This is a genomic window from Brevundimonas sp. (assembly GCF_024711105.1).
Taxonomy (GTDB): Bacteria; Pseudomonadota; Alphaproteobacteria; order Caulobacterales; family Caulobacteraceae; genus Brevundimonas.
Genome location: NZ_JANJTL010000175.1, coordinates 1 through 11,176 on the forward strand (window position 1 = coordinate 1; position 11,176 = coordinate 11,176).

Genomic DNA, 11,176 nt, shown 5'->3' on the forward strand with positions numbered 1-11,176 from the left:
CTGCGCGGCGAGAACAACCTCGGCCACGTTTCGGCGACCGACCTGGACCACCTGCAAGACGGCCAGTCGCCCATCGCTGTGATCGTCGGCTGCGCCGACAGCCGCACGCCGCCGACCATCCTGTTCAATCAAGGCTTTGGCCGCCTGTTCTCCATCCGCGTCGCAGGCAACACGGTCGACCGACGGGGCCTGGCCTCGATCGTCTATGCGGTGAAGCACCTCAACTGCCCGCTCGTGGTGGTCATGGGCCACACCGGCTGCGGCGCCGTCGGGGCGGCGGAGGCCATCGTGGATGGCCGCGCGCAGATGGATCCGTCGCTCGAGGAGATGATCGTGCCGATCATCCCGGCCGTGCTGACCGCCCGCCATTCCGGCGCGGCCGACCAGGCCGCCGCCTCGGTTGAGGAGAACGCCCGCCGCGTGGCCGAGAAGCTGATCATCGCCGACACCTCGCTGACCGACGCCGTGGGCGCCGGCACGCTGATGATCGTGGCCGCGGTCAAGGACATGCGCTCGGGCCGCGTGCGGTTCCTCGGCGACGCCGCCGATCCGGCCCCGGCCACCCAGGCCGAGCGAGCAACGGAGCCCGCCTAGCGCTCCGAGCGGGCCAGGAGAGCGACCAGTTCGTCCCTCCAGAAGCGCGCCCAGGTGTGGGTGCCGTGACCTCTGGTCTCGGCGCTGGCCGGGATCAGGACGTAGCGGACGCCTGCGATGCGCGGCGCGAACTGTTCGGCCAGCCCCAGCTCCGGCGGATTGATGAAGTCGTCCGCCGAGTTGATCCAGGTCATGGGGGCGGTGATCGCTTCGAGGTCATCGGACGGGTCATAGTCGTGCGAGGCGTTGACCTGGTACCAGAGGTCATTGGCGTCGAGTCCGCCGATCCGGCGTGGCAGCTGTTCGGCCAGCCAGGCGTCGGTCGCCTCGCGGGTGGGCAGCATGGCCTGCATCTGCATTGGCGCGGCTCCCGCCAGGATCAGGAGGTCAGCCGCCGTCCTCAGGCCCTGCACCGGCTGGGTCTCGTAGTTCCCGCCCATCCACGCGGGGTCGGAGCGGATCGCGTCCATCAGCATGGCGCGCCACAGCCGGTTGCGGCCCGCGATCTCGGTCGGCTGGCACGCCAGCGGCATCAGGGCGTCGGCGAAATCCGGATGCGCCTGGGCCCAGACGAAGATGTGCATGCATCCCATGGATGTACCCATCATCAGCCGCAGGCGATCGACCCCGAGACCCTCCACCAGCAGCCGGCGCTGCGCCTCGACCATGTCGCCGTAGCCGTATTCGGGGAAGGCGGCCCTCAGACCATCTGACGGTTTGGACGACTGCCCGTGGCCGACGTTGTCCGGCAGGATGACGTAGTAGCGAGTGACATCGAGCGGCTGGCCCGGCCCGTACAGCTCGTCAGCGAACTGTGGCTGGAGGAACTGGGCCCCAGACCCGCCCGTGCCGTGCAGGACCATCACGGCGTTGACGATCCGGCCCGCCTCGTCGCGTCGGGGTTCACCCAGCGTCCGATAGTGCATCCGCAGTTCCGGCAGGGTCCGGCCGTCCGAAAACGCGAAATCGCGCAGCACGACGTCGCCTTCGGTGACGGGCCAGGATTGGGCCGCGGCGGGCGCGCCCGCGACCAGTCCGGCGATCAGGACGAAGAGGGCCAGCGGCTTCATGACGAGCTCCGGGGTCGGCCTATTGCTGAAGTCCGGTCGGGAAAGGCGCGCCGATGGCTTCGGCCACGGCCTGCTGCACGATCAGGAAGACCTGGTCGCGCTGGTGGTAGTTGTTGGTCAGGACCACGACGGTGACGTCCTCGCCGGGCATATGGCTGACCATGTTGCGGAAACCTGCCCAGCTTCCTGTGTGGTAGATCTGCGGCGCATGGAACTGCGGGTCGGCGCCGGAGCCGAGGTCGCCGGTGAACAGGCCGAACCCCCACCCGCGCGGCCGGGCGCCTGGCGGAAGGCCCTGATCCGCCGGTGCGTGGTCGGCGATCATCAGGCTGTAGCTTTCTTGAGAAAGCAGCCGGCCGCCGTGCAGCGCCCGCTGCCAGGCGAGTACGTCATCGGCCGTGGAATAAAGGGCCCCGGCGCCGGCGATGATCGAGACGTTCGGCAGGGGCCCGTGCACCGGGCCGCCCGCTCCGGTGTTGTGACCCATGACGATCCCCTCGGCTCGGGCGTCAGCGTCCGAGCCGGTGTCGTCCATGCCGAGAGGCTCGAAGAAGGCCTCGCGAAGGAAGGTCTCGTAGGGCCGGCCGCTCGCCCGCTCGACGATGTCGGCGAGCAGATTGTAGGCCGCGTTGTTGTAGCGGGCCCGCGTGCCGGGCTCGAACCTAGGGCGGAAGCGCATGGTGTCGGTGGTGAGCTCCGACAGGCTGGCGGGCGTCACCCGCCGGTCGCCCCAGCCGGGCCGCTCCATCAGGTCGGGCAGGCCGGAGCTGTGGGAAAGCAGGTTGGTCAGCCGGATGGCCTCCCAGCCTTGCGGACAGGGGCTGATCCACCGGCAGACGGGGTCGTGGACGGACAGCCGACCCTCATCCTGGAGGCGCAAGATGGCGGCGGCGGTGAACTGTTTGCTGATCGAGGCGAGCCGGAAGCGGTCATCCGGCGCATTCGCGCGGCCGGTCTCCGCGTCGGACAGGCCATAGGCCTCCCGCAGGAGAAGCCGGTCCCCCTGGGCCACCACGACCACCCCCATGAACTGGCCCCGGGCCTCGAGCTCGTCGAGCCGGGCGCGCAGCCGCGGCAGGGCCGATGGCTGAACCGTCAGAGGCTCCAGGTCGATGTGCTGGACCTGCGGCTCCGTCACCGGCGCGGGTTCGCGCTGGGCGACCGCCTCCCCGACCGCGATGCCCAGGAGCAGCGCGCCCGCGCCGACAGCGCCGCAAAGCGCGATGAGGCTCGGCGTCCTCACGGGCGACGGCGGTCCTGGAGCCGCGCAGCCAGACTTGAGGTGTCCCAGCGGGCGCCGCCCATGGCCTGGACCTCGGAGTAGAACTGATCGACCAGGGCGGTCAGCGCGAGGTGCGAACCGTTGGCGCGGGCCTCCTCCAGAACCAGGCCGAGGTCCTTGCGCATCCAGTCGACGGCGAAGCCGAACTCGAACTCGCCCCTGGCCATGGTCTTCCAGCGGTTGTCCATCTGCCAGGACTGAGCGGCGCCCTTGGACACCGCGTCATAGACCGCATCGGTGTCGAGGCCCGCCGCCTGGGCGAAGGTCACGGCCTCCGCCAGGCCCTGGACAACGCCCGCGATGCAGATCTGGTTGACCATCTTGGTCAGTTGGCCTGAGCCGACGGGGCCCATGTGCTTGATCGCCTTGGAATAGGCCTTCAGCGCCGGTTCCGCGCGCGAAAGCGCCTCGGCGTCGCCGCCGGCCATGACGCTGAGCTGACCCGCCTCGGCCCCTGCCTGGCCGCCGGAGACCGGGGCGTCGACGAACCATGAGGACCACCGGCCTGTCATCTCCGCCATCTCGCGGGCCAGCCTGGCCGAGGTCGTGGTGTGATCGACGAAGACGCAGCCCGCGGGCGCGGCGTCGATGGCGGCGGTGACCACCCCGCGGACATCGTCGTCGTTGCCGACGCACAGGATGAACAGTTCCGCGCCCTCGGCGGCCTCGGCCGGCGTGGCCGCAAAGACGCCGCCGGTCGCCTCGGCCCAGGCCCGCGCCTTGGCGGGGGAGCGGTTGAAGCCGCGCACCTCATGGCCCGCCTTGATGAGGTGGCCGGCCATCGGGCCGCCCATGACGCCCAGCCCCGCGAAACCGATCCTCATTCCGTCCTCGTCGCCCGGCTGTAGCTGCCCTTGAAGAAGAGCAGCCCGTCCCCGTCGCGGGTGTCGAAGCGCTCGATCTCGGCCAGGATCAGCAAGTGGTCGCCCGCATCGATGCGGCGAGTCGTGCGGCAGATGAAGCGCGACACCCAGCCCTCGATCATCGGCGCGCCGCCGGGCTCGCGCGTCAGCTCAGCCTCGGCCAGGCGCCAGTCGCCCCAAGCGAAGCGGCGGGACGCCTCCAGGTGGTCACCGTCCAGCACCTGCACCACGAACCGCTCCGCCTGGGAGAACAACGGCCAGCGGTCGGACCGCCGGCCCAGGCTCCACAGAATGGTGGGCGGATCGAGCGACACCGAGGTGAAGGAGTTCACCGTGATGCCCCCCGGCCCGTCGGGCCCCTCGGCCGTCACGACGCACACGCCGGTCGCGAAGGCGCCCAGCGCGCGGCGCAAGGGTCGGGTGTCCGTTTCGGGGGTGTCGGGGAGGCTCACGCCTCCGCACCTAGGGCGAGCCGCTTCGAGGCGCAACCGCAACGCGGCCTTAACCTTGACGCGACAGGGTCGCCGAAAGCTTCCCGAGGCGTCCACCCCATGGCGATGAGCGATCGGCCCATCCTCATCAAGAAGGTCAAAAAGGTCGCCGGCCATGGGCATCACGGCGGCGCCTGGAAGGTCGCCTACGCCGACTTTGTCACGGCCATGATGGCCTTCTTCCTGTTGATGTGGCTGATCAACACCACCGACCCTGAGCAGAAGCGCGGCATCGCGGAATATTTCGCCCCCGCCAGCGTCTCGCCCTCGACCTCGGGCTCAGGCGGCATTCTCGGCGGCACCTCTCTCGGCGACGACGGGGTGAAGAGCGACGGCTCCATGGCCGTCATCAACCAACTGGCGCCCGAAGCCCCCCAGACCGAGGAGACGGGCGACAACACGGATCTGTCCAACGCCTCCGAGCAGGAGCTGCGCGAGGAGATCGCGCGTCGCGAGGCCGCTGATTTCGCCTCGGCCGCCGCTTCGCTGCGCCAGGCCATGCAGGACATGCCCGAACTGGCGGAGCTCAGCCGGCATCTGATCATCGACCAGACGCCCGAGGGTCTGCGCATCCAGCTGGTCGACCAGGAGGGCCGCTCGATGTTCGAGCAGAACTCCGCCCGGCCGAACGAGCGCGCGCGCGTGCTGCTGCGGGCCATCAGCCGGGTGATCAACCAGCTGCCGAACCGGATCACCATCTCTGGCCACACCTCGGCGACAGGCACGCGGGCCAGCGCTCCGGGCGACTGGGCCCTGTCGTCCCAGCGGGCTGATGCCTCGCGCCAAATCCTCGAAGGCGCGGGCGTGGACGCCGATCGAATCTACCAGGTCTCGGGCAAGGCGGGATCGGACCCGCTCTATCCGGATGACCCGACGCTGGCCGGAAACCGTCGCATCGCGATCATACTTCTGAGGGAAGCGCCGGTGTTGCCGGCGGATACATCACTCTGACGCTTGCGGAAATCGATCCCATGGCTCCAAATCAGACCGTGAGTAAGGAGCTTCGGACCCACCGGTGACCCAGCACGTACCTTCGCGCCAGCTGAGGTTCTTCCTGACGGGCCCCTCGCCCTGCCCCTACCTGCCGGGCAAGTTCGAGCGGAAGGTGTTCGCTCATCTGCCCATGTCGGATGGGGCGCTGGTCAATGACTCCCTCACCCAGGTGGGATTCAGACGCTCCCAGAACATCGCCTATCGCCCCGCCTGCGAGGCGTGCGATTCCTGCCTGTCGGCACGGATCCCGGTCGCGGATTTCGTCTTTTCGCGCTCGCAGAGGAAGATCCTGAACCGCAACGCCGACCTCACACGCACCCTGGTTGAGGCGGAGGCCACCGCCGAGCAGTTCGAGCTGCTGCAGCGCTATCTGCATGCGCGCCATCCGAACGGAGGCATGAACGAAATGGGCTGGCTCGACTATGTCGCCATGGTCGAGGACACGGCGGTGCGCACCCACGTCATCGAATACCGTCAGCCCGAGCCCCACGGCCCTGGCCGGCTGGTGGCCTGCATCCTGGTGGACCTGCTCTCGGACGGCCTGTCGCTGGTCTACAGCTTCTTTGATCCGACCCAGCCGCGCCGCAGCCTCGGCCAGTTCATCGTCCTGGATCATCTGCGTCAGGCGCAGACCGTGGGTCTGGAGCACGTCTACCTGGGCTATTGGGTCCAAGGGTCACCCAAGATGGACTACAAGTCCCGCTTCCGCCCGCTGGAAGTGCTGAGGCCGGAAGGCTGGACGAGGGTGACGGACGTCATCGCGGAAAGCGAATAGCGATTATCCGGGCCCCAGGCTCAATGGCGCCGCGAGCATTTAGGCCCCGGATCGTCGCTACGCGCCGTCCGAGGTGACGCTCAGTACTCCAGCTGCACCTGCCGCACGAGCGCGCCGAAGAGGTTGACGTAGTCGTCGGTCCAGGGAGCGGTGCGGCTGTGGATGTTCCCGTTCCAGCGCGGGTCGGTCTGGAACATCGCCAGTCCCTCGGGCGTGCGGGAGATGACCACCGCCTCAGTCGAGGACTCCATCATCTCAGGCGCGTCGGGATTCTCGCCGTAGATCTGGTGCATCACCGGCGCGTTCAGCGCCTGGGCCGCCGCGATGGCCGGGGTAGTGATCTCCAGGTTGCGGTTGGACAGGTGCAGAACCAGCACGCCATCGGGTTTCAGCACCCGCAGGTATTCGGCGATGGCCTCGACCGTCAGCAGATGCGTCGGCACCGCGTCCGAAGAGAAGGCGTCGATGATCAGGAGGTCATAGCTGCCGGCCGGCTCGTCCCTGAGCGTCAGGCGGGCGTCGCCCCGCACCGTCCTCACCGGACCCGACGCGCAGTCGGAGATGTAGCTGAACCGCTCGGGATCGCGGGCCCACCGATCGACCATCGGGTCGATCTCGAAGAAGGTCAGGCTGTCGCTCTCGCGCTTGTAGGCGGCCATCGCCCCTGACCCGAGGCCCACCACCCCGATGTTGGCCGCCGGGGTGCGGTTCTGGATGGCCACCGCCGCCTGCCCGATGGGCGTCGTGTCCGCATAGTAGAGCGTGGGCCGGCAGGCGTAGGCGGCCTCCTGCGACTGGGCGCCGTGCAGGGTGGTGCCGTGCATCAGGATGCGCACCGTGCCGACCTCGGGATAGGTCTCCTCGCCGATGCGGAGCACGCCGAAGAAGCTGCGGTCGCTTTCCACCCAGTGATAGCGCAGGGCCACCTGGTGGGCCGAGATGGCGATCATCACCAGCGCGAGGAAGAAGATGCGCACCTTGTCGCGGATCAGGAAGGCGCAGATTGCGGCTCCGCCCAGCACCAGGTGCGAGACGATCCGGCCCTGGTCGTAGCTGAAGCCGTGCTGATGAATCTCGCCGTTGTTCTCCAGGTACCAGAACAGCAGCGGCGGGATCAGGCACAGGACCGGGATGACCGCGAAGATCGCCCACTCGCGCGGCTCGGTCCCGGTCTTGGACCAGGGCCGGGCCAGCGCCACCAGGCAGAGCACCAGCGGGTATTCGATGACCAGATCGAAGATCACCGGCGCCACCAGGGCGTTGAACGCCCCGCCCAGCACCCCGCCCAGCGACAGCAGCAGGTAGAATTCCGTCAGACGATCCGGCGCTGGCCGGTGGCTGGCCAGGATCTGGTGGCACATCAGGGCGGTGAAGAAGAAGGTCGTCAGGTGCACGAAGAACAGCATCAGCCATTCGCCGTTGGCCGCCGGCAGCAAGGCCGTGCAGGCCGCCGCCGTCGCCGCCTGAATCATCAGGGTCACCTCCAGCGGGATGGCGGGCCGGGCCTGGAAGGCGATGACGAAGGTGAACAGGTAAAGCGCCAGCGGCACCACCCACAGGAAGGGCGCCGAGGCCACGTCCACCGACAGGTGGGTGGTCACGCCCAGCATCAGGCTGGAGGGCGCCGCGGCGATTAGCACCCAGATCGCGCGCTCCTTCCAGGTGATCGGCGCGCTCTGCGGCAGGGGCGCGAGCTCGACCTGGGTCACTCCGCTCTTCCAGACGACATAGGCCAGGCCGACGATCATCAGGATGAAAGCGCCGTACCCAGCCGACCAGGTGACCGTCTGGGCCGACAGGCCGAGCAGCGGCTCGATCAGGGTGGGATAGGCGATCAGGGCCGCGAAGCTGCCCAGGTTCGACGCCGCATAGAGGACGTAGGGGTTCTGGCCCTCCTCCGTGCCCTGGCGCACGCGTGCGAACCAGGCCTGCAGCAGCGGAGCGGTCGCCGAAAGCACCGCGAAGGGGGCGCCCACCGACAGCGCCAGGGTGCCGATCAGCCACGGAATGGGCGAGCCCGTGTCCGGCGCGCCCAGCATTTCATTGACCCTCAGCGGCCAGAAGGAGGCCAGCGCCAGCAGCAGCAGGCCGAGGTGCATGCCGACCTGCAGCCGGATCGAGCCGACCCGCTGCAGCAGGTGCGCGTAGCCATAGCCGACTAGCAGCGCCGCCTGGAAGAACACCATCGAGGTGTTCCAGACCGAGGGAGAGCCGCCCAGCGTCGGCGTGATCAACCGGCCCATCATCGGCTGGACGGCGAAGACCAGCGCCGCGCTCGAGAAGATGGCCAGGGCGAACATCCAGCCCGTCGCGGACGGCCGGAACGCTTGCGGAGACGCCGTGACGTCGGTCATTCAGAATGCCTTAGGGCCGCTCGGAAACCAGGATGGCGGCCCCGGTGTTGGTATCCCCCGACTCAAGCCCGCCGGAGACAGGCTCGCATGTTCCCAGCCGATATCGAAGACGCCGCCGATCGTCTGCTGAAGGCCTGCCGCGCCCGCGACCTGTGGGTCACCACGGCGGAGAGTTGCACCGGCGGACTGCTGGGCGCGGCGCTGACCTGCGCGCCGGGCACCTCGGCCGTCTTCGACCGGGGGTTCATCACCTATTCCAACGCCGCCAAGGTGGTCCTGCTGGGCGTCGACAAGGCGCTGCTGGACGAGCACGGCGCCGTCTCGCCTGAGGTCGCTCGCGCCATGGCCGCAGGCGCGCGCGAGAAGGCCGGCGCGGACATCGGCATCGGCGTCACCGGCGTCGCGGGCCCTGGCGGCGGGTCGGAGGGCAAGCCGGTGGGCCTCGTCCACTTTGGTCTGGCGCTCACCGACGGTTCGGTCGTCCACCACGAGAAGCGTTTCGGTGACCTCGGCCGCGACGGGGTCCGGCTGGAGGCGGTGCGCTTCGGACTTCAGCTGCTGATCGAAGCGGCGAGCTAGGCGTCCAGCATCCGCGCCACCTCCTCGCCGATGGCCAGCGAACTGGTCAGGCCCGGGCTTTCGATGCCGAACAGGGCGACCAGGCCTTGGATCCCGTGGGTCTCGGCGCCGTGCAGCTGGAAGTCCGGCTGGGCCTCGCCGGGGCCGTGCAGCTTCGGCCGGATGCCGGCGTAGTCGGGCGTCAGCGCGCCATCGGGGAGCGCGGGCCAGAAGCGGCGGATGTAGTGCTCGAACTCGACCTGCTTCTCCGGGCCGACGGAGTAGTCCTCGTCCTCGATGTAGGCGAGGTCCGGGCCGAACACGGCCTGGCCGCCCAGGTCCTTGCGGTAGTGGGTGCCCAGAGCGCCGGGGATCGGCGGCGGATAGATCAGCCGCTCGAATGGCGCCTTGCCGGCCAGCCGGAAATAGACGCCCTTGCCGTAATGGCCGCCCGGGATGAGGTCGGCGGGATAACCCTCGATGAGTGCGGCCACGTCCTGCGCCTCCAGGCCGGGCGCCGTGACCAGCAGACGCGTGGTCAGGCTGGCGCCTCCCTCCCCGCCGGCGGTGATGCGAAAGCCGCCGCCTGGCGGAGGCTCGGCCCGCTCGAACGGCGTGGAGACCACGACCGAGCCGCCCGCGTCCTCGATCTCACCCTGCAGCGCCAGCATGTAGCCGTGGCTGTCGAACACCCCGCTCTCGGGCGACAGGATGGCGGCGCAGGCGTTCAGGCCGGGCTCAAGCGCGCGGGCCTGGGCGCCGGTGAGGTGTTTCAGCCCCTCGACTTCGTTCGTGGTCGCCTGCTCGAAGATCGCCTCGATGCGCGGGACCTCGGCCTCCTCGGTCGCGCCCACCAGCTTGCCGCAGCGGCGATAATCGACCTTGTGGCTGTCGAGGAAGTCATAGAGCGCCCGACGCCCCTGCACGCACAGCCGCGCCTTCAGCGAGCCGGTGGGATAGTAAAGGCCGCCGTGAATGACCTCGGAGTTGCGCGACGACACGCCCTGACCGATCGCGCCCTCGGCCTCCAGCACGAGCACACCGAGGCCCCGCCTCGCCAGCGCCCGGCCGCAGGCCAGGCCGACCGCGCCGGCGCCCACCACCGTCGCGTCGAAGTCGAAACTCACGCCGCCGGGCCGTAGAGCGACTTGGCCCTCGCCTCGAAGCAGTGGATCAGCCGCGCCTCGGCCCGGTCGAACTGGCTGTGCAGGAGCCGGTCGAGGATGCGCGATTTGAACTCGAAGTCGATAAAGAATCCAATTTCCGTTCCCGTGGGATGCGGTCGGAAACTCCAGCGGTTTGTCAGGTGTCGGAACGGCCCGCGGATCAACCGCACCTCGATCACCTTGGCGTTCGCGTCGCGCCGGACCGTGGTGGCGAACCGCTCGCGCACGAAGGCGAAGCCGACCTGCGCCTCGGCGTCCAGCATCGTCACGCCCGGCGCCTCCTCGCGTTCGTTCCAGACCCGCATGGACGAGATCCAGGGCACGAACTCGGGATAGGCCCGCACCTCCCCGACCAAGGCGAACAGCTGGTCGGGCGTATAGGGAAGGACGTGGGTGACGCGGTGGGTGGCCATTCAGGGGGTTGGGGACTGGGGACTAGGGTTTGGGTGACGAACTGGGCTGGGCGCCGGCGTCGTAGTGGGCAGGATCGAGCCCAATCCCTAACCCCTAACCCCTAACCCCCAGACCCTCCCTAGCCGCCTTCAGCCGGGCGAAGTCGTCGCCGGCGTGGTGCGAGCTGCGGGTCAGCGGGCTGGACGACACCATCAGGAAGCCCTTGGCGCGCGCGATGGCCTCATAGGCCTTGAACTCGTCGGGATCGACGAACCGGTCGACCGGCGCGTGCTTGCGGGTGGGCGCCAGGTACTGGCCGATGGTGATGAAGTCGACGCCGGCCGAGCGCATGTCGTCCATCACCTGCATGACCTCTTCCTTGGTCTCGCCCAGGCCGACCATGACGCCGGACTTGGTGAACTGGGTGGGGTCGCGCTCCTTGACCATCTGCAGCAGGCGCAGGGAGTGGAAGTAGCGGGCGCCGGGCCGGATCTTTAGATAGAGCCGCGGCACGGTCTCCAGGTTGTGGTTGAAGACGTCGGGCTTGGCGTCGATGACGACTTCGGCGGCGCCGTCCTTGCGCAGGAAGTCGGGCGTCAGGATCTCGATCGTCGTGCCGGGCGCCTGGGCGCGAATC

The 11,176-nt window shown here is 68.9% G+C and carries 12 protein-coding genes; 4 read left to right on the top strand and 8 right to left on the bottom strand.

Annotated elements, in window-relative coordinates; translation table 11 throughout:
- Positions 1 to 594, top strand: a 594-nt coding sequence (locus tag Q0M60_RS13980; RefSeq protein WP_296820633.1) for a carbonic anhydrase, incomplete at its 5' end; no start/stop codon positions are given.
- On the opposite strand, the gene Q0M60_RS13985 is transcribed toward Q0M60_RS13980, so the two are convergent.
- From Q0M60_RS13985 to Q0M60_RS14000, 4 genes are read right to left on the bottom strand one after another with little or no spacing between them, the layout of a single operon-like run.
- The gene (locus Q0M60_RS13985; RefSeq protein WP_296820635.1) at positions 591 to 1,664 is read right to left on the bottom strand and encodes an alpha/beta fold hydrolase; all 1,074 of its coding nucleotides are present in this window, start codon (positions 1,662 to 1,664) and stop codon (positions 591 to 593) included. The genes Q0M60_RS13980 and Q0M60_RS13985 overlap by 4 nt on opposite strands.
- A gap of 19 nt (positions 1,665 to 1,683) precedes the next feature.
- Positions 1,684 to 2,907 carry a serine hydrolase domain-containing protein gene (locus Q0M60_RS13990; RefSeq protein ID WP_296820637.1) on the bottom strand — a complete coding sequence of 408 codons (1,224 nt, stop codon included), beginning with the start codon at positions 2,905 to 2,907 and terminating at the stop codon, positions 1,684 to 1,686.
- A complete protein-coding gene (locus Q0M60_RS13995; RefSeq protein ID WP_296820641.1) occupies positions 2,904 to 3,770 on the bottom strand; it encodes an NAD(P)-dependent oxidoreductase in 867 nt (288 codons plus the stop codon). Before Q0M60_RS13995 ends, Q0M60_RS13990 begins: the two co-directional genes overlap by 4 nt.
- The gene (locus tag Q0M60_RS14000) at positions 3,767 to 4,261 is read right to left on the bottom strand and encodes a flavin reductase family protein (protein ID WP_296820643.1); all 495 of its coding nucleotides are present in this window, start codon (positions 4,259 to 4,261) and stop codon (positions 3,767 to 3,769) included. Before Q0M60_RS14000 ends, Q0M60_RS13995 begins: the two co-directional genes overlap by 4 nt.
- A 99-nt stretch (positions 4,262 to 4,360) precedes the next feature.
- On the opposite strand from Q0M60_RS14000, the gene Q0M60_RS14005 reads away from it, so the two are divergent.
- Both Q0M60_RS14005 and Q0M60_RS14010 read left to right on the top strand, forming a co-directional pair.
- Positions 4,361 to 5,251, top strand: a complete 891-nt coding sequence (locus tag Q0M60_RS14005) for a flagellar motor protein MotB (protein ID WP_296820646.1) — start codon at positions 4,361 to 4,363, stop codon at positions 5,249 to 5,251.
- Between the two features lie 64 nt (positions 5,252 to 5,315).
- Entirely contained in the window at positions 5,316 to 6,068 is a 753-nt protein-coding gene (locus Q0M60_RS14010; protein WP_296820647.1) for an arginyltransferase, read from the top strand.
- Positions 6,069 to 6,148: 80 nt separating this feature from the next.
- Here the strand turns inward: Q0M60_RS14010 and Q0M60_RS14015 are convergent, their stop codons facing one another.
- On the bottom strand, positions 6,149 to 8,422 hold the full coding sequence (locus Q0M60_RS14015) for a spermidine synthase (RefSeq protein WP_296820649.1): 2,274 nt from the start codon (positions 8,420 to 8,422) through the stop codon (positions 6,149 to 6,151).
- A gap of 87 nt (positions 8,423 to 8,509) precedes the next feature.
- Here Q0M60_RS14015 and Q0M60_RS14020 point away from each other — a divergent pair, with 87 nt between their 5' ends.
- Entirely contained in the window at positions 8,510 to 9,001 is a 492-nt protein-coding gene (locus Q0M60_RS14020; RefSeq protein ID WP_296820652.1) for a CinA family protein, read from the top strand.
- On the opposite strand, the gene Q0M60_RS14025 is transcribed toward Q0M60_RS14020, so the two are convergent.
- From Q0M60_RS14025 to Q0M60_RS14035, 3 genes are all read right to left on the bottom strand, one after another.
- The gene (locus Q0M60_RS14025; RefSeq protein WP_296820655.1) at positions 8,998 to 10,107 is read right to left on the bottom strand and encodes an NAD(P)/FAD-dependent oxidoreductase; all 1,110 of its coding nucleotides are present in this window, start codon (positions 10,105 to 10,107) and stop codon (positions 8,998 to 9,000) included. The two genes, Q0M60_RS14020 and Q0M60_RS14025, sit on opposite strands and share 4 nt — an antisense overlap.
- Positions 10,104 to 10,559, bottom strand: a complete 456-nt coding sequence (locus tag Q0M60_RS14030) for an SRPBCC family protein (protein ID WP_296820658.1) — start codon at positions 10,557 to 10,559, stop codon at positions 10,104 to 10,106. The genes Q0M60_RS14025 and Q0M60_RS14030 overlap by 4 nt, the downstream gene beginning before the upstream one ends.
- A 94-nt stretch (positions 10,560 to 10,653) precedes the next feature.
- A partial coding sequence (locus Q0M60_RS14035) for a lipoyl synthase (protein ID WP_296820661.1) occupies positions 10,654 to 11,176 on the bottom strand: 523 nt, incomplete at its 5' end.

Coding starts and splice junctions, on each gene's coding strand:
- Q0M60_RS13995 (WP_296820641.1), bottom strand. CDS start 3,770: ATGAGGATCGGTTTCGCGGGGCTGGGCGTCATGGGCGGCCCGATGGCC.
- Q0M60_RS14030 (WP_296820658.1), bottom strand. CDS start 10,559: ATGGCCACCCACCGCGTCACCCACGTCCTTCCCTATACGCCCGACCAG.
- Q0M60_RS14020 (WP_296820652.1), top strand. CDS start 8,510: ATGTTCCCAGCCGATATCGAAGACGCCGCCGATCGTCTGCTGAAGGCC.
- Q0M60_RS14005 (WP_296820646.1), top strand. CDS start 4,361: ATGGCGATGAGCGATCGGCCCATCCTCATCAAGAAGGTCAAAAAGGTC.
- Q0M60_RS13985 (WP_296820635.1), bottom strand. CDS start 1,664: ATGAAGCCGCTGGCCCTCTTCGTCCTGATCGCCGGACTGGTCGCGGGC.
- Q0M60_RS14015 (WP_296820649.1), bottom strand. CDS start 8,422: ATGACCGACGTCACGGCGTCTCCGCAAGCGTTCCGGCCGTCCGCGACG.